The 20,437-nt window shown below is 72.8% G+C and carries 21 protein-coding genes; 15 read left to right on the forward strand and 6 right to left on the reverse strand.

All coding sequences use genetic code 11. The features are described 5' to 3' along the window. The 9 genes from N865_RS19365 to hemL form a co-directional block, all read left to right on the forward strand. The coding region (locus N865_RS19365; RefSeq protein WP_407636800.1) for a lysophospholipid acyltransferase family protein at window positions 1-1,191 on the forward strand (1,191 nt) is incomplete at its 5' end. A 106-nt stretch (window positions 1,192-1,297) separates the two neighbouring features. Next, window positions 1,298-1,543, forward strand: coding sequence for a glutaredoxin family protein (locus N865_RS19370; RefSeq protein WP_034809661.1), 246 nt, complete (start codon window positions 1,298-1,300; stop codon window positions 1,541-1,543). A gap of 174 nt (window positions 1,544-1,717) precedes the next feature. Further along, window positions 1,718-2,404: a redox-sensing transcriptional repressor Rex gene (locus N865_RS19375; protein ID WP_034809663.1), complete on the forward strand. Its 687-nt coding sequence runs from the start codon at window positions 1,718-1,720 to the stop codon at window positions 2,402-2,404. Next, a complete protein-coding gene (gene hemA, locus N865_RS19380) occupies window positions 2,401-3,786 on the forward strand; it encodes a glutamyl-tRNA reductase (protein ID WP_034809665.1) in 1,386 nt (461 codons plus the stop codon). The genes N865_RS19375 and hemA overlap by 4 nt, the downstream gene beginning before the upstream one ends. Then, complete coding sequence (gene hemC / locus N865_RS19385) at window positions 3,783-4,733, forward strand: hydroxymethylbilane synthase (RefSeq protein ID WP_034809666.1); 951 nt, start codon at window positions 3,783-3,785, stop codon at window positions 4,731-4,733. Before hemA ends, hemC begins: the two co-directional genes overlap by 4 nt. After that, complete coding sequence (locus tag N865_RS19390) at window positions 4,730-6,382, forward strand: bifunctional uroporphyrinogen-III C-methyltransferase/uroporphyrinogen-III synthase (protein ID WP_034809668.1); 1,653 nt, start codon at window positions 4,730-4,732, stop codon at window positions 6,380-6,382. Before hemC ends, N865_RS19390 begins: the two co-directional genes overlap by 4 nt. Before the next feature lie 7 nt (window positions 6,383-6,389). Further along, window positions 6,390-7,355, forward strand: a complete 966-nt coding sequence (gene hemB, locus N865_RS19395) for a porphobilinogen synthase (RefSeq protein ID WP_034809671.1) — start codon at window positions 6,390-6,392, stop codon at window positions 7,353-7,355. 60 nt (window positions 7,356-7,415) lie between these two features. Next, window positions 7,416-7,904, forward strand: a complete 489-nt coding sequence (locus N865_RS19400) for a MarR family winged helix-turn-helix transcriptional regulator (protein ID WP_034809673.1) — start codon at window positions 7,416-7,418, stop codon at window positions 7,902-7,904. Between the two features lie 43 nt (window positions 7,905-7,947). After that, window positions 7,948-9,285, forward strand: a complete 1,338-nt coding sequence (gene hemL / locus N865_RS19405) for a glutamate-1-semialdehyde 2,1-aminomutase (RefSeq protein ID WP_034809675.1) — start codon at window positions 7,948-7,950, stop codon at window positions 9,283-9,285. A 24-nt stretch (window positions 9,286-9,309) separates the two neighbouring features. Here the strand turns inward: hemL and N865_RS19410 are convergent, their stop codons facing one another. Further along, complete coding sequence (locus tag N865_RS19410; RefSeq protein WP_034809676.1) at window positions 9,310-9,930, reverse strand: LysE family transporter; 621 nt, start codon at window positions 9,928-9,930, stop codon at window positions 9,310-9,312. A 138-nt stretch (window positions 9,931-10,068) separates the two neighbouring features. Between N865_RS19410 and N865_RS19415 the strand changes: the two genes are divergently transcribed. The 6 genes from N865_RS19415 to N865_RS19440 all read left to right on the forward strand — a co-directional run bounded on the left by N865_RS19415 (window position 10,069) and on the right by N865_RS19440 (window position 15,087). Next, window positions 10,069-10,728, forward strand: coding sequence for a histidine phosphatase family protein (locus N865_RS19415; RefSeq protein WP_034809678.1), 660 nt, complete (start codon window positions 10,069-10,071; stop codon window positions 10,726-10,728). Next, entirely contained in the window at window positions 10,728-11,342 is a 615-nt protein-coding gene (locus N865_RS19420) for a TlpA family protein disulfide reductase (protein WP_034809680.1), read from the forward strand. The genes N865_RS19415 and N865_RS19420 overlap by 1 nt, the downstream gene beginning before the upstream one ends. 31 nt (window positions 11,343-11,373) lie before the next feature. Next, the gene (locus N865_RS19425) at window positions 11,374-12,126 is read left to right on the forward strand and encodes a cytochrome c biogenesis CcdA family protein (RefSeq protein WP_034809696.1); all 753 of its coding nucleotides are present in this window, start codon (window positions 11,374-11,376) and stop codon (window positions 12,124-12,126) included. 69 nt (window positions 12,127-12,195) lie between these two features. Next, complete coding sequence (gene resB / locus N865_RS19430; protein ID WP_051511103.1) at window positions 12,196-13,797, forward strand: cytochrome c biogenesis protein ResB; 1,602 nt, start codon at window positions 12,196-12,198, stop codon at window positions 13,795-13,797. Next, complete coding sequence (ccsB, locus tag N865_RS19435; RefSeq protein ID WP_034809682.1) at window positions 13,794-14,783, forward strand: c-type cytochrome biogenesis protein CcsB; 990 nt, start codon at window positions 13,794-13,796, stop codon at window positions 14,781-14,783. Before resB ends, ccsB begins: the two co-directional genes overlap by 4 nt. A 1-nt stretch (window position 14,784) precedes the next feature. After that, window positions 14,785-15,087 (forward strand): DUF4229 domain-containing protein, encoded by a 303-nt coding sequence (locus N865_RS19440; RefSeq protein WP_034809684.1) that lies wholly within the window; start codon window positions 14,785-14,787, stop codon window positions 15,085-15,087. 12 nt (window positions 15,088-15,099) lie between these two features. Here N865_RS19440 and N865_RS19445 read toward each other — a convergent pair whose 3' ends face one another. The 5 genes from N865_RS19445 to N865_RS19465 form a co-directional block, all read right to left on the reverse strand. Continuing rightward, window positions 15,100-16,329, reverse strand: coding sequence for a flavin-containing monooxygenase (locus N865_RS19445; RefSeq protein ID WP_034809701.1), 1,230 nt, complete (start codon window positions 16,327-16,329; stop codon window positions 15,100-15,102). 75 nt (window positions 16,330-16,404) lie between these two features. After that, a complete protein-coding gene (locus N865_RS19450) occupies window positions 16,405-17,286 on the reverse strand; it encodes a 1,4-dihydroxy-2-naphthoate polyprenyltransferase (protein ID WP_034809687.1) in 882 nt (293 codons plus the stop codon). Between the two features lie 113 nt (window positions 17,287-17,399). Next, window positions 17,400-17,663, reverse strand: a complete 264-nt coding sequence (locus tag N865_RS19455) for a PLDc N-terminal domain-containing protein (protein WP_034809690.1) — start codon at window positions 17,661-17,663, stop codon at window positions 17,400-17,402. Window positions 17,664-17,719: 56 nt separating this feature from the next. Further along, on the reverse strand, window positions 17,720-18,934 hold the full coding sequence (gene menE / locus N865_RS19460) for an o-succinylbenzoate--CoA ligase (protein WP_034809691.1): 1,215 nt from the start codon (window positions 18,932-18,934) through the stop codon (window positions 17,720-17,722). Beyond that, on the reverse strand, window positions 18,931-20,437 hold a 1,507-nt coding region (locus N865_RS19465; RefSeq protein ID WP_322786073.1), incomplete at its 5' end, for an MFS transporter. The genes N865_RS19465 and menE, both read right to left, overlap by 4 nt.

A 20,437-nucleotide genomic window follows, 5' to 3' on the forward strand; every position in this document is an offset into this window, starting at 1 on the left:
CGGCCGACGCGCGCCGCCATCCGGGCGAGCCGCGGCGCCGCCCCCGGCCCGGCCCGACTCAGGTCCGTGCCCACCCTCAACGACGAGGGCGCGGTCGACGTGCCGCTCGAGACCGAGCCGGTCGCGGACCGCGCGGCGGACACCGAGCCCGCCCAGCGGCATACCGCCGAGTCGTCGCGCGACGCTGCGACGGCGCTGACCTCCGGTCTCCAGACGCGCGCCGAGCGGCTCGTCGGGGCGGTTCTCGAGGCCGCGGAGTTCTCGTCCGAGACGCGGCCGAGCCCCGCCGAGCTGGTCGAGCTCGTCATCAACGTCCTGCGGGCCGCCGCGGTGTCCGCGGGCGTGCCCGCCGAGGACGTCGAGCGCCAGGTCGCCGACACGCTCGCGTACCTCCGACGGCGGCTGTCCGGCGACTATGTTGTCGACGAGTTCGGCTTCGACGAGGACTACACCCTCAACGTCCACCTGCCGCTCCTGCGCCCGCTCTACCGCTCCTGGTTCCGGGTCGAGGTCCGCGGGATCGAGAACATCCCGTCCTCCGGGGGAGCCCTCCTCGTCGCGAACCACTCGGGCACGATCGCCTTGGACTCGCTCATGACGCAGGTCGCGGTCTACGACGAGCACCCTGCGCACCGCCACCTGCGGATGCTCGGTGCCGACCTCGTGTTCCAGCTGCCGTTCATCGGGACGATGGCGCGGCGCTCCGGCTCGACGCTCGCCGCCAACACCGACGCCGAGCGGCTGCTCACGAGCGGCCACCTCGTCGGGGTCTGGCCGGAGGGGTTCAAGGGAGTCGGGAAGCCGTTCACCGAGCGCTACAAGCTCCAGCGCTTCGGCCGCGGCGGGTTCGTCTCGGCGGCGATGCGCGCCGGCGTGCCGATCGTCCCGTGCTCGATCGTCGGCGCTGAGGAGATCTACCCGATCATCGGCAACATGCCGGCCGTCGCCCGGCTCCTCGGCATGCCCTACGCGCCGATCACCCCGACCTTCCCGTGGCTCGGGCCGCTCGGGATGATCCCGCTGCCGAGCAAGTGGCTCATCGAGTTCGGGCCACCGATCGAGACCTCGACCTTCGGGCGGGAGGCCGCGGACGACCCGATGCTCGTCTTCGACCTCACCGACCAGGTCCGCGAGACGATCCAGCAGACGCTCTACAGCCTCCTCATGCAGCGAAAGTCCGTCTTCTTCTGACCGTCCGGCCCGGCCGGCATGCCCTGCCGGCATGCTCTGACCGCGCCGAGATCCGGCACCGCTGTGCGCTTCCGGGGCCGCGTGGGGAGAGGCCTAGAGTGACCTCATGGCCACGACAGAACCACGTGTGCTCCTTCTCGGACGTCCGGGCTGCCATCTCTGCGACGAGGCCCGCAGCGTCGTCGAGCGGGTCGCGGCCGACCTCGGCGTCGGCTGGGAGGAGCGGTCCGTCGACGACGACCCCGAGTTGCGCCGGCGCTATGGCGACCAGGTGCCGGTGACCTTCGTCGACGGCCGCCAGCACGACTTCTGGAGGGTCGACGAGACGCGGCTGCGGCGCGCCCTGGGCTGACGTCCGCCTCCGTCCGAGGCCTCGGCGACGCGGGTGCCTGCGCCCCGGTGAGCCCGACGTGCTAGGCGTCCCGTGCTCACTTTGTGCATGGGTTCACAAACGTCTAGCCTGATCGGGTCCCCACGTGCTCCGCGTTCGCGAGAACGCACCATCGAGAGGAGCCGGTGAACAAGCGTGTCCGCCGACCCGAACCTGCGTCGAGAGATCCCCGACGCGACCGTCGCGCGGCTTCCTGAGTACCTCCGGACGCTGTCCAGGCTGGCCGAGGACGGCGTCCTGTCGGTCTCGTCCGAAGAGCTCGCGGCCGCGGTCGGCGTCCGCTCGGCGCAGCTGCGCAAGGACCTCAGCCACCTCGGCTCCTACGGCGTGCGGGGCGTCGGCTACGAGGTCGAGACGCTCGCGCTCGAGATCTCCCGCGCCCTCGGCCTGACCGAGGACTGGCCCGTGGCCATCGTCGGGATGGGCAACCTCGGACACGCACTCGCCTCCTACTCTGGCTTCGTGACGAAGGGCTTCCGCATCGTCGGGCTCTTCGACGACGATCCCGCCCTCGCCGGACAGCACGTCGTCGGCGTGCCCATCCGCCCCCTCGCGGACCTTCCCGCCTGCCAGGTGGCCGACCCCGTCTCCATCGGCGTCATCGCGACGCCGGCCCGGGCCGCCCAGGCCGTCTGTGACTCGCTCGTCGCCGTGGGCGTCACCTCCATCCTCAACTTCGCTCCGGCCGTCCTCACGGTCCCCGAGGGCGTCGACGTCCGCCGGGTCGACCTGTCGACCGAGCTGCAGATCCTCGCCTTCCACGCCCAGCGCAAGTCGCTCGCGGCCGGCGACGGCGACCTCCGATCGGTGGTGTCCCAGTGAGCCTGCTCGTCATCGGCCTGTCGCACCACACGGCGCCGCTCTCCGTCCTCGAGGGCCTCGCCGACCGCGACGACCGCGCCTCCGAGATCGCGACCGCGGTCATCTCGTCGGCCACCGTCTCCGAGGTCGTCGTCCTCTCGACGTGCAACCGGCTCGAGGTCTACGCCGACGCCCCGGCGTTCCACCCCGCCGTCGCCGCGATCGGTGAGGCGCTCGCCGTCGCCGCGGGCGCCGAGACGCCCGCGGCCTCGCTCCGGGCCCCGGGCATCGCGACGCCCTCCGACCCGGTCGACGAGCTCGCCGTGCGCGCAGAGGCCCTCGCCGACCACCTCTACGTCCGCTTCGACGACAGCGCCGTCGCCCACGCCTTCACCGTCGCCTGCGGGCTCGACTCGATGGCCGTCGGCGAGGCCCAGATCCTCGGGCAGATGCGCGACGCGCTGGCCGTGGCCCAGGAGGCCGGCCAGGCAGGGGAGTCGCTCAACACGCTCTTCCAGCAGGCGCTGCGCGTCGGCAAGCGGGCCCACTCCGAGACCGACATCGACCAGCACAGCGTGTCGCTCGTCCAGATGGGCCTCGAGCGCGCCGCGGCGGTCCTCGGCCCGCTCGCCGGGCTCAAGGCGGCGGTCATCGGCGCGGGGGGCATGAGCGGGCTCGCCGCGGCCACGACGAGCCGGGCCGGGATCGGCTCGCTGACCATCGTCAACCGAACGCAGGAGCGTGCCGAGCGCCTCGCCGCCGCGACGTCCGCGACCGCGCGCCCCTGGTCCGACCTCGCCGACGTCCTCGCCGACAGCGACCTTGTCATCACCTGCACCGGCGCGGTGGGCCACGTCATCACCGGTGACGACCTCGCCCTCACCGCCGAGGCCCGGGGTGGACGCGAGCAGGTCCTCGTCGACCTCGCGCTGCCCCGCGACGTCGAGCCCGTGACCACGTGGCCCCGCCCGGTTCCGTCGGCGACGCTCATCGACCTCCAGCACCTCGGCGCGCTCCTGTCCGGCCGGGCCGATGCGCGCCAGGTCTCCGAGGTCGGCGCGCTCGTCGCCGGAGAAGTGGCCGCCTACCTGACCCGCCGCATGGAGAAGGCCGTCGCGCCCACCGTGGCCGCGCTGCGAGCCCGGGCCGCGGACGTCGTGGCCGCCGAGATGGACCGTCTCGACCAGCGGCTGCCGGACCTCGACGAGACGACTCGCGCGGAGGTGGCCCTCGCGGTCCACCGCATCGTCGAGAAGCTCCTCCACACCCCGACGAAGCGCGTCAAGGAGTTCGCCGTCGAGGGCGCCGGCCCTGACTACGCCGCGGCCCTGCGCGAGCTGTTCGACCTCGACCCGAAGGACGTCGCCATCGTGTCCACGCCGCCGAAGCGGAGCGCCCCATGACGACTCTGCGCCTCGGAACCCGCCGCTCCGGCCTTGCGACCACCCAGTCGCGCTGGGTCGCCGACCGGCTGACGGAGCTCGGCCACACCGTCGAGCTCGTCGAGATCACGACGGACGGCGACGTCTCCGGCGAGCTGCTCACCGCGATCGGCGGCACGGGGGTCTTCGCCTCGGCGATCCGCCACGCGCTCCGCGAGGGCCGCATCGACCTCGCCGTCCACTCGCTCAAGGACCTGCCGACCGCACCCGAGCCCGACCTCGTCGTGGCGGCCGTGCCGGTGCGCGAGGACAGCCGCGACGTCCTCGTGGCCCGCGACGGCCTGACGCTCGGCGAGCTCCCCAGCGGGTCCGTCGTCGGCACCGGCTCTCCGCGTCGGACCGCACAGCTCGCCGCGCTCGGCCTCGGCATCGAGATCCGGCCGATCCGCGGCAACGTCGACACGCGCATCGGGTTGGTCACCTCCGGAGCGCTCGACGCCGTCGTCCTCGCCCGGGCCGGGCTCACCAGGCTGGGGCGCCTCGACGACGTCACCGAGGTCCTCGACCCCATCCAGGTCCTGCCCGCCCCGGGGCAGGGCGCCCTCGCCATCGAGTGCCGCGCCGACCGCGCCGACGTCATCGCCGCGGTGACCGCGCTCGACGACGCCGACAGCCGTGCCTGCGTCGTCGCCGAGCGCTCGCTCCTCGCCCGCCTCGAGGCGGGCTGCACCGCCCCCGTGGGCGCGCTCGCCGAGGTCGTCGAGGGCGACGAGGCCCTCGAGCTCTCGCTGCGCGCTTTCGCCGGGAGCGAGGACGGCCGCGTCGAGCTGCGCCGATCCCTCGTCGGCCCCTACTCCGAGCCCGAGGCGCTGGGCGCCCGGCTCGCCGAGATCCTCCTCGAGGACGGCGCAGCCGACCTCGAGGCCGCACCCACGCCCGCCTCAGACCACCCGGAGCATGTCTCGTGACTCGTCCTCGCCAGCCGTCAGAGCAGACGGTGTCGACCCCCACGGTCCCGACCACCCCGGCGCGCGTCGCGTTCGTCGGGTCAGGCCCGGGTGACCCCGGGCTCCTGACCCTCCGTGGCCGTGACCTGCTCGCCGCAGCCGACGTCGTCATCCTCGACCGGATCACGCGCGACGACGTCGTCCTCCAGCATGCCCGTCCCGGCGTCGAGATCGTCGACGCCGCGCACGGCGAGCAGGGGCAGGAGCTGACGCACGCCGTCCGGGCCAAGCTCGTCGTCAAGGCCGCCAAGTCGGTCCCGCCGGGCGGCCTCGTCGTGCGCCTCATGGACGGCGACCCGGCGACGTTCAACGGGCTCGTCGAGGAGGCCAAGGCCTGTCGCAAGGCGGGCATCAGCTTCGAGGTCGTCCCGGGCGTGTCCACCGTCTCCGCCGGCCCGACGTATGCCGGTGTGCCCCTCACGACGAGGTCGACGACCGCCGTCCATGTCCTCAGCGCCGACCGGCCCGGGCTCGACCTCAGCCGTTACGCCGCGGACGACGACACCGTCGTGCTGCTCGGCAGCCAGGAGGGCATCCGGCACGCCCTCGCCGCGCTCCGGGCCGCGGGTCGTCCGGCCGGTGCCGGCGTCGCGCTCAGCCGCCGCGCGACGACGGTCGGCCAGGCGTCGGTCGCGACGACGCTCGGCGAGGTCGAGCGGTTCTTCGCCGCCGCCTCCGATGCCGACCCGTTCGCCTTCGCCGTCGTCTCCGCGAACGTCGCCCTGCGCGAGGAGTTCGCGTGGTTCGAGACGAAGCCGCTCTTCGGCTGGAAGGTCCTCGTCCCGCGGACGCAGGCCCAGGCCGGCCCGATGGTCGAGCGCCTCGCCGCCTACGGCGCGACGGCCGACGTCGTCCCGACGATCTCGGTCGAGCCGCCGCGGACGCCGCAGCAGATGGAGAAGGCGATCAAGGGCCTCGTCACCGGCCGCTACGAGTGGATCGGCTTCACGTCGGTTAACGCCGTCCGGGCCGTCCGTGAGCGCTTCGAGGAGCTCGGGCTCGACGCCCGCGCTTTCGCCGGCCTCAAGGTCGCGGCCGTCGGCGGCACGACGGCGGCAGCCTTGCGCGAGTGGGGGATCAACGCGGATCTCGTCCCCACGGGCGAGCAGTCCGCCGCCGGGCTGCTCGAGGTGTGGCCGGAGTTCGACGAGGTCCTCGACCCGATCAACCGCGTCCTGCTCCCGCGGGCGGACATCGCCACCGAGACGCTCGTCGCCGGCCTGCGCGACATGGGCTGGGAGGTCGACGACGTGACCGCCTACCGCACCGTCCGTGCGGCCCCGCCGGCAGCGCCGATCCGTGACGCGATCAAGGGCGGCGACTACGACGCGGTCGTCTTCACGTCGAGCTCGACCGTGCGCAACCTCGTCGGCATCGCCGGCAAGCCCCACCCGGCGACGGTCGTCGCGTGCATCGGCCCTGCGACGGCCAAGACGGCCGAGGAGCATGGCCTGCGCGTCGACGTGCTCGCCCCCGAGGCGTCCGCGATCAGCGTCGTCGACGCCCTCGCGGGCCACGGCGTCGGTCTCGCCGTCGCCGCGGCCGAGGCCGGCCAGCCGGTCCAGCGGCCGAGCGACAAGCGGCCGGCCTCGCGCCGACGGGCCCGGTGAACCGGCGATGATCGATCGCCCCCGCCGCCTGCGTCAGACGCCCGCCCTGCGGTCCCTCGTCGCGGAGACCCGACTGCACCCGCGTGAGCTCGTGCTGCCGGTCTTCGTGGCGGAGGGGGCGAACGAGCCCCGGCCGATCGCGAGCATGCCTGGCGTCGTGCAGCACTCCATCGGCTCGCTCCAGGAGCTCTCCCGGCGTGCCGTCGGCGCCGGGATCGGTGGCCTCATGCTCTTCGGGGTGCCCGAGCACAAGGACGCGACCGGGTCGGGTGCGGTCGACCCCGACGGCATCCTCAACGTCGCGCTCGGCACCGTGCGCGACGTGGTCGGCGACGACCTCGTCGTCATGGCCGACACGTGCCTCGACGAGTTCACCGACCACGGCCACTGCGGGGTGCTCGACGCCCGCGGCCGGGTCGACAACGACGCGACCAACGAGATCTACGCGGCGATGGCCGTGGCCCAGGCCCGCGCCGGCGCCCACGTCGTCGGCCCTTCGGGGATGATGGACGGCCAGGTCGGCGTCATCCGCGAGGGTCTCGACGCCGCCGGTCTCGAGGACACCGTCATCCTCGCGTATGCCGCGAAGTACGCCTCCGCGTTCTTCGGGCCCTTCCGCGAGGCGGTCCAGTCGAGCCTCCAGGGCGACCGCCGGACCTACCAGCAGGACTCGGCCAACATCGTCGAGTCGCTCCGCGAGATCGACCTCGACATCGCTCAGGGCGCCGACCTCGTCATGGTCAAGCCGGCCATGTCCTACCTCGACGTCGTCGCGGCTGCGGCCGACCGCTCGACGGTGCCCGTGGCGGCCTACCAGGTCTCGGGGGAGTACTCCATGATCACGGCCGCCGCAGCCAACGGATGGATCGACCGGAAGGCCGCCGCGCTCGAGTCGCTCGTGTCCATCCGCCGCGCGGGCGCCCAGGTGGTGCTGACCTACTTTGCGCTCGAGGTCTCGGACTGGCTCGGTTGACCCGACCGGGCGCCCCTCTGGCGCACTAGGATCTGTCCCAGTCCAGGGGAAGGTGGAGACATGGCGGCACACGTGCCGGGGGACGGGTTCCGCTGGCTCAGCGACTCCGAGCAGACGTCGTGGCGCGCGATCCTCAGGGGCACGCGCCTGCTCGAGGAGGCCCTCGACCGGGCGCTGGACGACGTCGGCATCCAGCTGAGCGAGTACGAGATCATCTCGATGCTGTCGGAGTCCGAGGCCCACCGGCTGCGCATGTCCGAGCTCGCGGCCATGGTCGTCCAGTCGCGCAGCCGGCTCACGCACACGGCCAAGCGCCTCGAGGACCGGGGCTGGGTCACCCGCGAGCAGTGCGCCGACGACAAGCGCGGCGTCGAGCTCGTCCTCACCGACGGTGGCCGGGCGGCCGTCGAGAAGATGGCCCGCGTCCATGTCCAGAGCGTCCGCGACAACCTCGTCGACATCATGACGCCGGGGCAGTTCGCGGCGATCGGCGAGGCCATGGCGATCGTCCGCGACCACCTCGACCCCGAGGGGCTGAGCGGGCGCTGACCCGGCGGCATACGGGCGCCTCGTCCCTTGGGACAATGGGGTCATGAGCTCCCAGCCACTGACCGACCAGCCCATCACCGACGTGCCGGCCTCCGCCGCGCTGCTCGCGCGCGCGAGCGCGGTGATCCCCGGCGGGGTGAACTCGCCCGTGCGGGCCTTCCGCGCGGTGGGCGGGACTCCGCGGTTCATGGCCGCCGGCTCGGGGCCGTGGCTCACCGACGCCGACGGCAACCGCTACGTCGACCTCATCTGCTCGTGGGGCCCGATGATCCTCGGCCACGCCCACCCCGACGTCCTCGCGGCCGTGAACGAGGCTGCGGCTCGCGGGTTCTCGTTCGGCACTCCCTCCGAGAACGAGGTCGCGCTCGCCGAGGAGATCGTCGCCCGCGTCGAGCCCGTCGACCAGGTCCGCCTCGTCAACTCGGGGACCGAGGCGACGATGTCGGCGATCAGGCTGGCCCGCGGCTTCACCGGTCGCGACGTCATCGTCAAGTTCGCGGGCTGCTACCACGGTCACGTCGACGCGCTCCTCGCCTCGGCCGGGTCGGGCGTCGCGACCTTCGCCCTGCCCGACTCCGCCGGCGTCCCCCGGTCGAGTGCCGGCGAGACGATCGTGCTGCCCTACAACGACCTCGCGGCCGTCGAGGCCGCCTTCGCCGAGCGCGGCCACGAGATCGCGGCGGTCATCACCGAGGCGGCCCCGGGCAACATGGGCGTCGTACCGCCCGCACCGGGCTTCACGGAGGGCCTGCGCCGCGTCACGGCCGCCCACGGCGCCCTGCTCATCTCCGACGAGGTCATGACCGGGTTCCGCTGCTCGCGCTCGGGCTTCTACGGGCTCGAGGGGCCGTATGCCGGTGGGGCACCCGATCTCTTCACCTTCGGCAAGGTCATGGGCGGGGGTTTCCCGACGGCGGCCTTCGGCGGGCGTGCCGACGTCATGGCGATGCTCGCGCCCGAGGGGCCCGTCTACCAGGCGGGGACGCTCTCGGGGAACCCTGTCGCCTCCGCCGCCGGGCTCGCGACGCTCCGCGGCTGCACCGACGAGGTCTACACCCGCCTCGACGTCGTGGCGCACACCATCGCCGATGCCGCGTCGGCCGAGCTCACCGCCGCCTCCGTGCCGCACACGGTCCAGTGGGCCGGGTCGATGTTCTCGGTCTTCTTCCGCGACCGGCCCGTCACCGACTACGACGGGGCCAGGGACCAGGACACCGACGCGTTCCGACGGTTCTTCCACTCGATGCTCGCGCAGGGGGTCCACCTGCCGCCCAGCGCGTTCGAGTCGTGGTTCGTCTCGGCCTCGCACGACGACGCGGCGGTCGAGCACGTCCTCGCGGCGCTGCCGGCGGCCGCCCGGGCCGCAGCCTCGCGCGACTGACCGGCCCCGGCCCGGTCGACCGGGTCAGTGGATCGTGGCGAGGAGGACGCCGACGCCGACGAACATCGAGCCGAAGACCCGGCTGATCGTCCGTTGCCCCGACTCGCTCCGCGTCAGCCGGCCGAGGCCGCGGGCCGCAGCGGCGAAGAAGAACCACATCACCACGACGTCGACCGCCATGACCGTCGCCGCGAGCACGAGGTACTGCCGCAGGAGCGGCTCGTCGGGCTGGATGAACTGCGGCGTGAAGGCGAGGAAGAAGACGACCGCCTTCGGGTTGGTCAGGTTGACGAGCACCCCCCGCCGGAACATCGGCCAGGCCGGCTCCGGCGGGCGGGTGCTCTCGTCGGATGCCGCGCCCGCGCGCGTCCGGAACTGGCGGTAGCCGAGGTAGACGAGGTAGGCGGCGCCGGCGTAGCGGATCACGTTGAACAGCAGCGGCGATCCGGCGACGAGGACGCCGACGCCCGCGGCGACGACGGCGATGTGGACGAGGAGGGCGAGCTGCTGCCCGAGGATGCCCCAGATCGACCGGGTCCACCCCGACGACAGCGAGTTGGCCATGGTGTTGATGGCGCCGGCACCCGGCGTGAACGAGATGAGGGCCCCGGTCGCGACCAGAGCCAGCCAGAGCGACCACGACACGTGCGGGAGTCTACGTCGGCCGCCGTATGCCGTCGGGCTGCGGTCCACGGACCGGGCGCGGCGTGAGCCGGGCCACCTCGAGGCCGGGGAAAGGGTGCGGATTCGGCCCTGGCCTGCGGGTTTGAGACACTGGACCCCATGACCGACCGCAGGCCCTCCGACACGCCGACGCTCACCGTCGTGCACCTGATGCGGCACGGCGAGGTCCACAACCCCGAGGGCCTGCTCTACGGCCGTCTCGACGGCTACCACCTGTCCGACCTCGGCCGCGAGATGGCCGAGACCGTCGCCCGCCACCTCATGGCCGACGACATCACCCACGTCGTCGCCTCTCCGCTGGACCGGGCTCAGGAGACGGCACGGCCGATCGCTGCGAGCCATGGTGTCGCGATCACGACCGACGCCCGCGTCATCGAGTCGGCCAACTACTTCGAGGGCAAGCAGGTCGGTCGGAAGGACCTCCTCCACCCGCGGCACTGGCACGTGCTGAGCAACCCGACGAAGCCCTCCTGGGGCGAGCCCTACGTGCAGATCGCCGAGCGGATGCTCGCGGCGATCGACGACGCGCGCCGGGCGGCATACGGCCATGAGGCGGTCATCGTCTCGCACCAGCTGCCGATCTGGACGGTCCGCAACCGCCTCTCCGGCCACCGGCTGTGGCACGACCCGCGCAAGCGGGAGTGCAGTCTCGCCTCCCTCACGTCCCTGACCTACGAGGACGACGAGCTCGCCTCGATCACGTACTCCGAGCCGGCCTTCGAGCTGCTCGAACGAGCGAGCAAGAGCGTGGGCGCCTGATGAGGACGACCGACCGACGCACCGCGACGCGGTGGTCCTCCATCGTGCTGGCCGGCGTGCTCGCCGCGACGACCGCCGCCTGCTCCAGCGACCCCAACTCCGTCGCCGAGCAGGCCAAGGCCGGCGACCGCAAGGGCTACGTCGCCGGCGACGGCTCGATCGAGCAGCTCGCCGTCGACCAGCGCGGCGGGGCCGTCGACCTGAGCGGCACGACCCTCGACGGCAAGCCGTGGTCGATGAGGGACCGCACGGGCAAGGTCCTCGTCGTCAACGTCTGGGGCTCGTGGTGCCCGCCCTGCATCGAGGAGACGCCCGCCCTGCAGAAGGCGTGGGAGACCGTGCAGTCCTCGGGCAAGCCGGTCGCGTTCCTCGGCCTCGACAAGCTCGAGAGCCCCGAGACGGGCCGGGCGTTCCTCGAGGCGAAGGGCGTCACCTACCCGTCGCTCGCCTACGACGGTGGGGTGCCGATCCTCGCCCTCCAGGGCAAGGCGGCGGCCACCCCGACGACCCTCGTGCTCGACCCGCAGGGACGGATCGCGGCGCGCGTCTCGGGGCCGGTCTCGACGAGCACGCTGCTCGGGCTCATCGACGACGTCCTCGCCGAGAAGGCCTGAGGCCGACGTGCTGACGGCGGTGGGTACGGCGGTGGGGACGGCGACGTCCGATCTCGCGACGGGTTCGCTCGTCGTCGCGACGCTCGTCGCGCTCGCGGCCGGGTTCGTCTCGTTCGCCTCGCCGTGCGTCCTGCCGCTCGTGCCCGGCTTCCTCGGCTACGTGACGGGCCTGTCCGACGTCGCCCTCGAGCGCCGGTCCCGCGGGCGCCTCGTGCTCGGCGCGCTCCTCTTCGTCCTCGGCTTCTCCGTCGTCTTCATCGCGACGGGCGCGACGTTCTCGGCCCTCGGACTGACGCTCCAGGAGCACCGCACCCTGCTCATGCGCCTCGGCGGCGTGGTCGTGATCGTCACCGCCCTGCTCTTCCTCGGGGTCGGCACGGAGTATGCCGCCCCGATCGGCTGGCGGCCGCGTGCGGGGCTGCTCGGGGCGCCGCTCCTCGGGGCCGTCTTCGGCCTCGGGTGGAGTCCCTGCATGGGTCCGACGCTCGGCGCGATCATCGCGATGTCCGCCCCGCTGTCGGCGGCGTCGGGGAGCGTCGGGCGGGGTGTCCTTCTCAGCGTCTTCTACTGCGTCGGCCTGGGCCTGCCGTTCGTCCTCATGGCGGCGGTCTGGGAGCGCGCCGGCGGGGCCTCGACGTGGCTGCGGCGGCACCGGCGTGCCATCCGGACGGCCGGGGGTGTCATGCTCCTCATGGTCGGGCTCCTCCTCGTCACAGGATGGTGGGAGACCGTGGTCCTCTGGCTGCAGACCAACGTCATCGCGACGTTCCAGACGGCCCTGTGAACGACGATGGCGAGACGAGCACCCGATGAGCACCCGATGAGCACCCGATGAGCGCCCGATGAGCACCCGATGAGCACCGATCTCCGCGCCCCGAGGACGGCCCCGCCCGAGCCCGCCCTGCCGCGACTCGGCCCGGTCGGCCTGCTCCGCTGGGCCTGGCGCCAGCTGACGAGCATGCGCACGGCCCTCTTCCTGCTCCTGCTGCTCTCGGTGGCCGCCGTCCCGGGCTCGATCTTCCCGCAGCGCAACATCGATGCGGGCCGGGTCGCCGACTACATGGCCCAGAACCCCACGACGTCGCCATGGCTCGACCGCTTCGGCTTCTTCGACGTCTACTCCTCGCCGTGGTTCTCGGCGATCTACCTGCTCCTGTTCATCTCCCTCATCGGCTGCATCGTCCCGCGGACGAAGGTCCACGTCGCCGCGCTTCGGTCGACACCGCCCCGGGCCCCGGCCCGGCTGCACCGCCTGCCCGAGCACGCCGAGGTGACCACGACCCTCTCCCCGGAGGAGGCGCTCGCAGAGGCACGGACGGTCCTCAAGGCCAAGCGCTTCCGCCTCCACGCCCACGACGCGACGAGCGTGAGCGGCGAGTCGGGCTACCTCCGTGAGACCGGCAACCTCGTCTTCCACCTCGCCCTGACCGGGATCATCGTCGGGATGGCGGTCGGTCACCTGCTCGGCTGGCGCGGCGACGTCATCCTCGCCGAGGGCGACCGGTTCGCCTCGTCGGCGGGGACCTACAACACGATCTCGCCGGGACCCTGGGTCGACGACGAGAGCCTGCCGCCCTTCGTGCTCGGGCTCGAACGGCTCGACGTGCAGTTCAACGAGACCCCGGGACGCGGCTTCGGCATGCCGCGCGAGTTCACGGCATACACCTCGCTCCAGGAGTCGCCCGGCGCTCCGGTGACGAGGCAGGCGGTGTCCGTCAACCACCCGCTCACGGTGGGCGGCGCCGACATCTTCCTCCTCGGCAACGGCTACGCGCCCGTCATCACGGTGCGCGACGCGAAGGGGACGGTCCTCTACCGCGAGTCGACGCCCTTCCTCGCCCAGGACGGCAACTACCGCTCGGTCGGCGTCATCAAGGTGCCGTCGGCGCAGCCGAAGCAGCTCGGCATCACCGGCTTCTTCCTCCCGACGGCCGAGCCGACCTTCGCCAACGGCCCGGTCTCGCTGTTCCCCGACGCGAAGAACCCCGAGGTCGCCCTGTCGATCTGGGAGGGCAACCTCTTCCCGGGCGGGGCGCCGCAGTCGGTGTACACCCTCAACACCGAGGAGATGAAGCAGGTCACCAAGGCCGACGGCTCGCCGGCGCTCGTTCGGCTCAAGCCGGGCCAGACCTACGAGATGCCGGGTGGCCGCGGCTCGATCACCCTCGAGCGCGTCAAGCGCTTCGCCGGGCTGTCGGTGCGCACCGATCCCGGAGCGCCGATCAGCCTCGTGAGCGCGATCCTCGCGACGCTGGGCCTCATCCTCGGCCTCGTCATCAAGCGCCGGCGTGTCTTCGTGCGCGTCAGGCGTGAGCCGACCGCCCCTGACGCCGGTGCCGGGCCACCCGTTACCGTGGTGAGCATCGGCGGACTGTCGAAGGACTCCGACGCCGGACTCGCCGCGATCGTCCAGGCCGTGCACGACCACCTTGCAGAACGGAAAGACCGACCGTGAACCTCGCAGCCAACGCGAACATCGCGCTCTACTCGTCGATGATCGTCTACACGCTCGCCATGCTCGCCTTCACGTGGCACCTTGCCGCACGCGTGCCGACGATCGAGGGCGTCCGGGTGGAAGACCGCGAGGCGGTCCTCGTCGGTTCCGGCTCCCGCGACGGCGAGCCCGCCGCGCCGGAGACCCCGAGCACGCCGTATGCCGCCGGGCTCGTCGGCGAGCAGACGCTCAAGAGCCGCCAGCGGGGCAACATCGCCCTCATGCTGACGTACCTCGCGACGGCGCTGCTCGTCTCGTCGGTGCTCATGCGTGGCCTGGCCGTCTCTCGGCCGCCGTGGGGCAACATGTTCGAGTTCGCGACGGCCGCGGCTGCCGCGGTCGGGGTGGCCTACTCGGTGCTCGCCAAGCGCAACCACTGGGAGTGGCTCGGCGTCTTCATCGTCGCCCCGATCCTTCTCGTCCTCGGCCTGTCGCTCACCGAGCTCTACACCGAGGCCGGCGAGCTCATGCCGGCTCTCAAGTCGTACTGGCTCGGCATCCACGTGTCGGTCGCCTTCATCGCCGTTGCCATGTTCACGATCGGCTTCGCGATCGGCGCGCTCTACCTCGTGCGTCGCCATCGCGAGGAGAAGCCGCCGGCCAAGCCGAACTTCATCGAGTCGCTCCCGACGTCGGCAGCCCTTGAGCGCACCTCCTACACGGTCAACATGGTCGGCTTCATCCTGTGGACCTTCACCCTCATCGCCGGGGCGATCTGGGCGAAGGAGGCCTGGGGCGCCTACTGGCAGTGGGACCCCAAGGAGGTCTGGACCTTCGTGATCTGGACCGTCTACGCGGCCTACATGCACAGCCGGGCCACGGCCGGCGTCGACGCCCGCAAGTCGATGTACATCGCGCTGGCCGGGTTCGTCGCCGTCATCATCAACTTCACGCTGGTCAACCTCGTCTCGACCTTCGTCGGCATGCACAACTACTCGGGGATGTGACGTGGTTCGCTACACGCTCCTGCGGCTGCTGATCTTCTTCGGCTTCCTGTTCCTCTTCTGGCTCATCGGCCTGCGCGACAACCCCGTTCTCCTCCTCGGGGCGTCGGCGATCGCCTCCGCGGCCGCGTCGTACGTCCTGCTGCGCGGCATGCGCGACGAGATGACGACCAAGCTCGTCGAGCGCCACGAGGCGAGGCTCGAGGCCAAGGCCCAGGGGCGCGCGTCGTCCGAGGACGAGCTCGCCGAGGACGCGGAGGTCGACGCCGAGGTCGACGCCGAGGTCGACGCCGAGAAGGACCGCTGACCCGCCCGGTCCTCAGGCCGTGGACAGCCCGTCGACGATGAGCTCGGCCGTCGCGGCTGCGTCGTCCCCGACGCCGAAGAGCAGCGACGACCGGCGGCGGCGCAGGAAGTGCACGCCGACGAAGTGCAGGCCCGGCGCGACCGCGCTCTCGCCGTCGGCGTGGACCGGGAAGCCCTGCTCGTCGACGAGGCCGGGAACGTCGATCCACTCGGTGTAGCGCGACCGGAAGCCGGTCGCCGCCACGACGGCACCGATCCCGCGAAGGGGCACCCGCTCGACCGGTGCGGGATCGAACGCCGCGGGTTCGGGAACCTCGGGCACCTCGCGACCGGTGGCGTGGCAGCCCTCGACGAGCAGGTCGCGGATCCGCCGGTAGCCGGCGTCGCCGAAGGCGAGCGAGTCGCGCAGGTCCGGCGCCAGGCGCACCGCCCCGTCATCGACCGCGGCCACGCGGCCGCCCAGACGGACCCCGAGGCCGGCCAGGGTCCGGTAGTGCAGGTCGTGCCCGCCGTCGAGGCCGCTCGCCTGGACGTTCGCGCCGTGCCTGGCCGCCGGGCTCGGCAGGTCCTCGGTGCGCTGCTCGAAGAACGGTGAGTCGAGCAGCCACTCGAACAGGTCGCGGCCGGCCAGGCGCCGGTGGAACCACGGCGCCCGGCCGCAAGCCATGACGACGTCCCGTCCGGCCAGGGCGAGCTCCTCCGCGATCTGGCACGCGCTCTGGCCGCTCCCGACGACGATCACCGAGCCGTCCGGCAGCTGCGCCGGGTTGCGGTAGCCGGCGACGTCGACGAACGCGGTACCCGGCGGCAGTCCGGCCAGGGCGACCGGCCTCGTCGGCTGCTGGTACGCGCCGGTGGCCACGACCACGACCCGGCTGCGGATCGGGCCGTCGTCGGTGTCGAGGAGGAACCCCACGCCACCGGGGCCACGCCCGAGAGCCCGCACGGGCGTGCCGTTGCGGACCTCGGCAGCCAGCCCGGCGGCATACCGCTCGAGGTGGGCGACGATCTCGGACCGACCCATGAACCCGTCCGGGTCGTCACCGTCGTAGGCGCCCCCCGGGAGGCGGAGCAGGTGGTTGGGGCCGACGAGGGTGAAGCTGTCCCACCGGCCCGCCCACGACGACCCGGGCGTTCGCTCCTCGAGGACCACGTGCTCGACCCCGCGCACGGTCAGCTCATGGCTCGTCGCGAGTCCGGCCTGGCCGGCCCCGATGACGACGACGTCGATCTCCTCTGCCACCTTCGCCCCCTGGTCGCTCACCGACCACGGTGGCACCGGAGCGTTCCAGGCGTCAGGAGAACGGCGAACCCCGGTTCAGCCGAAGTGGTAGCCGAGCCCCAGCCCGAGTGCGAGGAGCGCCGACCAGCCGAGCTGGAAGAGGCCCGTCCCGGCGAGGACGGGGATGAGGCCGCGGCCGGTCGCGCCGCCGACGATGGCCTGCATCGGCCGGACGACGAGGGGCGCGGCGAGGACCGCGAGCAGGGCGTACGGCGAGGTGAACGAGGCGAGCCCTGCCATGACGAAGGCGACGCCGACCAGGACGACGTAGAAGATCCGGGTGCCCCGGTCGCCCAGCCGCACGGCGAGGGTCCGCTTGCCGTGTTCGCGGTCGGTGGGGATGTCCCGGAGGTTGTTCGCGACGAGGATCGCCGACGCGAGCGCACCGCCGCCGATGGCGCCCCACCAGCCGGCCGCGGTGAGCGGGGTCATCGTCGCCATCGTGCCGAGCGTGGCGACGAGGCCGAAGAAGACGAAGACGAAGAGCTCGCCGAGGCCGTAGTAGCCGTAGGGGTGCTTGCCGCCGGTGTAGAACCAGGCGGCGGCGATGGCTGCGGCGCCGATCGGGATCATGACCCAGACGCCCGAGAGGCCGACGAGGGCCAGGCCGAGCAGTCCCGCGAAGAAGAAGCAGGTGAGGGCGGCCGCCTTGACGAGCTGAGGCTCGGCGAGCCGCTGGCCGACGAGCCGCACCGGACCGACCCGGACCTCGTCGGTGCCGCGGACGCCGTCGGAGTAGTCGTTGGCGTAGTTGACCCCGACCTGGAGGGCGAGGGCGATGACGAGCGCGAGGATCGCGTACCCCCAGACCACGTGGCCGGTCTGGTAGGCCGCGCCGGTGCCGACGAGGATCGGGGAGACGGCTGCGGGGAGGGTTCGCGGGCGCGCGCCCTCGATCCACTGGGAGAGAGTGGCCATGGGTCCTTCGGTGCTGTGGGTGGTGCCGGACTGCTCGGGATGCTCGAGATGCTCGAGGAGTGCTCGACGAGTTCTCCAGGGGTGCGCGCCCGCTGCTCTCGCGGAGGAGGCGGTCAGAGCCTGCGGAGGAACTCGGGGTCGTCGTCGGGGCCACGGGGGCCCGGTGGGCGTCGCGGCGCCTGGGGTGGGCGGCCGCCACGGGCGTCGGTGCGTCCGGCGACGAGCCAGACGATCGGCCCGAGGACGGGCACGAGGACAACGAGCAGCCAGACGGGCTTCGGCAGGATGCGCACGATCCGGCGGTTGGTCTGGACGCAGTCGACGAATGCGTAGATCGAGGCGAACACGACGAGCCCGATGAGCACGATGCGAGGCACGGCGGCTCCTTTCGGCGATTCGTCAGTGCGCTGCTGCCCTCATCTTGCCACTCGGGTCAGGGATCGGCCCGAAGGGCCTCACCGAGCAGCTCACGGATCGCGGCACGGTCGGGCTTCCCGGGGCCACGCTGGGGGATCTGCAGCAGGACGGCCACCTGGCGGGGGAGGGCGGAGTCGGGCAGTATGCCGCGGAGCCGGCTGCGGACGTCGGCGGTGGTCAGCCGCATGGCCGGGTCCGCCAGGGTCACGGCGGCGCAGACCCGCTCGCCCCACTGCGGGTCCGGCACGCCGAGGACGACGACGTCGAGGACCTCGGGGACGTGGCGGGCGATGGCGTCCTCGACGACGCCGGGCGTGATCTTGAGGCCGCCCGTGTTGATTACGTCGTCGGCGCGCCCGTCGATGACGAGCAGGCCCGCGTCGTCGAAGTGGCCGAGGTCGTCGGTGCGGAACCAGCGCACCCCGTCGGGGTCGGTCGCGAACGCGTCGGCGCTGAGGCCGGGCTCCCCGAGGTAGCCGTGGGCGATGGTCGCGCCGCCGAGGACGACGTGGCGGTCGTTGTCGATGTGGATGCGGCTCACCGGCAGCGGGGACCCGTCGTAGACGCAGCCTCCGGCCGTCTCGCTCATGCCGTACGTGAGTGTCAGGGCGACGCCGGACGAGCGGGCCCGGTCGACGAGCACGGCCGGTGTGGCCGCGCCCCCGACGAGGACACCGTCGAACGCACGGAGGGCCGCGAGCCCGTCGGCGTCGTCGAGGAGCCGACCGAGCTGCGTGGGCACGAGGGCGGTGTAGCGGCGCCCGCGACCTCCCGCTGTGTCGACGCGCGCGGTCGCCTCGACGAAGGCCGCGGCCGCGAAGCCGTCCTGCAGGTCGAGGACGGCCGGCGCCGTGTCCGCGACGATCGACCGGATGAGGACCTGCAGCCCGGCGATGTGGTGGGCCGGCATGGCGAGCAGCCAGGCGCCGTCGCCCCCGAGGACCTCGTGCGTCGCCGACGCCGACGCCGTGAGCGAGCCGGCCGTGAGCAGGGCCCGCTTCGGTCGGCCGGTCGACCCCGACGTCCCGACCGCGAGCGCGAGGCCGTCGGGCAGGTCGGCAGGGTCGTGGGGCGGCAGGTCCGGGGGAGGCGACCCGGCGGCATACGGCAGGACGGGTGAGCGGCCGGTGAGGGCCGCCTCGAGGTCGGGCAGGATCGAGAGGACGTCCGGCCCGGCGGGCACTGCGAGTGGACGCGGCGCGCGTCCGGCCCCCGCTCTCGGCGTCGTCATCGGACGGTTCCCGGCATGCCGGATCCGCCGAGGGGCGGCCCGGACACCCGGCGCTGCCGCGCCGCCATGATGATCGTCAGGACGAGGGCGGCCGCGCACACGAGGAACCCGACCCGGGGGTTGAGCGGGAGCATGATCCCGAGCGCGCCACCGGCGACCCAGAGGACCTGCAGGAGCGTCTCGGCCCAGGCGAAGACCGACGCACGGACGTTCTCGGGGACCTCGCGCTGGACGAGCGCGTCGAAGCAGAGCCTCGACACCTGGGCCCCGAGCCCCTGCACGAGGCCGAGGACGACGAGCGTCCAGATGCCGTACCAGAGACCTGTCGCCACGCAGGCGAGCGTCGAGGCGAGGACAGAGAGCATGGCGATCCGTTCGGGTGCGCGGTCGCTGAGGCGGTTGCCGAGGAGGCTCCCGAGGACGTTGCCGACGCCGACCGCGACAGCGATGAGGCCGAGGACGACCTCGCCGCGGACCCCGTCGACGGGGCGCTCCCGGGCGAGGAAGGCCAGGTAGAGGAGCAGGAACCCCGTCAGCACCCGGGTGCCGCCCGTCGACCACATCGCATGCATGACGGGCCACGGGATGGCCTGCCTGCGCCGACGGAAGCGCGCCACGAAGCCGGCCGAGTCGACCTGCAGCGCGGCGCCCTCGGCGGGCACGCCCTTCGTCCGCCGGTGGGACGTATGCCGCCGGGCCCGCTCGACGGGGATCGGCGCGGTGTCGCCGAGGCGGGCCTCGCCCTCGGTCGAGTCGACGCGGGGGTCGAGCCGGATGGCCTGGACCGTGCCGATGACGAAGACGACGAACGCCCCGCGAAGCGCCCATGGTGCCCCGAACTTGAGCCCGACCCCGCCGACCACTCCGCCGAGGAGCGCCCCGACGACGCCCGCGATCGACATCATCGAGTTGGCCCGGACGAGCGTCGTGCCCTGAGGCAGGAGCCGCGGGACGGCCGCCGCGCGGGCGATCGTGTAGGCCTTCGACGCCACGAGGAAGAGCAACGCCGTCGGGAAGAGCCAGCCGCTGTCGCTCGCCAGCAGGTCGGCGAGCACCCAGCAGAGGAACCCTCGGAGGGCGAGCGTCGTGCCGATGGCCCACCGCCGGCCGTGGCTGAACCGGTCGAGGAGGGGCCCGACGAGGGGAGCGACGAGGACGAACGGGACCATCGTGAGCAGGAGGAACCAGGCGACCTGGCTGCGCGCCTGCGCGGTCTGCGGGTTGAAGAAGAGCGTCCCGGCGAGGGCGATCGCCATGGCTGCGTCGCCGGCCGTGTGCGTGGCGTGCAGCTCGGTGAGCCGGGACAGGCCCGTCTCACCGGCCCCGCCCGAATGCGTGTAGGTGCGGAACCGGTCGGTGGCGTAGCGGCCGGTCGCCGCGGTGACCCGGACTGCGCCGGTGGCGGCCCGGCCGATGCCGTGCCCGAGGGTGCGGCCGACGCCCCGGGCGCCGCCCTGACGAGTCGGCTGCTCTCCGGGGTGCACCGGCGCGGTGCGCTCGCCG

This window comes from Intrasporangium oryzae NRRL B-24470 (assembly GCF_000576595.1).
GTDB lineage: Bacteria > Actinomycetota > Actinomycetes > Actinomycetales > Dermatophilaceae > Intrasporangium_C > Intrasporangium_C oryzae.

Coding starts and splice junctions, on each gene's coding strand:
- N865_RS19370 (WP_034809661.1), top strand. CDS start 1,298: ATGGCCACGACAGAACCACGTGTGCTCCTTCTCGGACGTCCGGGCTGC.
- hemC (WP_034809666.1), top strand. CDS start 3,783: ATGACGACTCTGCGCCTCGGAACCCGCCGCTCCGGCCTTGCGACCACC.
- hemB (WP_034809671.1), top strand. CDS start 6,390: ATGATCGATCGCCCCCGCCGCCTGCGTCAGACGCCCGCCCTGCGGTCC.
- N865_RS19400 (WP_034809673.1), top strand. CDS start 7,416: ATGGCGGCACACGTGCCGGGGGACGGGTTCCGCTGGCTCAGCGACTCC.
- hemL (WP_034809675.1), top strand. CDS start 7,948: ATGAGCTCCCAGCCACTGACCGACCAGCCCATCACCGACGTGCCGGCC.
- N865_RS19415 (WP_034809678.1), top strand. CDS start 10,069: ATGACCGACCGCAGGCCCTCCGACACGCCGACGCTCACCGTCGTGCAC.
- N865_RS19420 (WP_034809680.1), top strand. CDS start 10,728: ATGAGGACGACCGACCGACGCACCGCGACGCGGTGGTCCTCCATCGTG.
- resB (WP_051511103.1), top strand. CDS start 12,196: ATGAGCACCGATCTCCGCGCCCCGAGGACGGCCCCGCCCGAGCCCGCC.
- N865_RS19450 (WP_034809687.1), bottom strand. CDS start 17,286: ATGGCCACTCTCTCCCAGTGGATCGAGGGCGCGCGCCCGCGAACCCTC.
- menE (WP_034809691.1), bottom strand. CDS start 18,934: ATGACGACGCCGAGAGCGGGGGCCGGACGCGCGCCGCGTCCACTCGCA.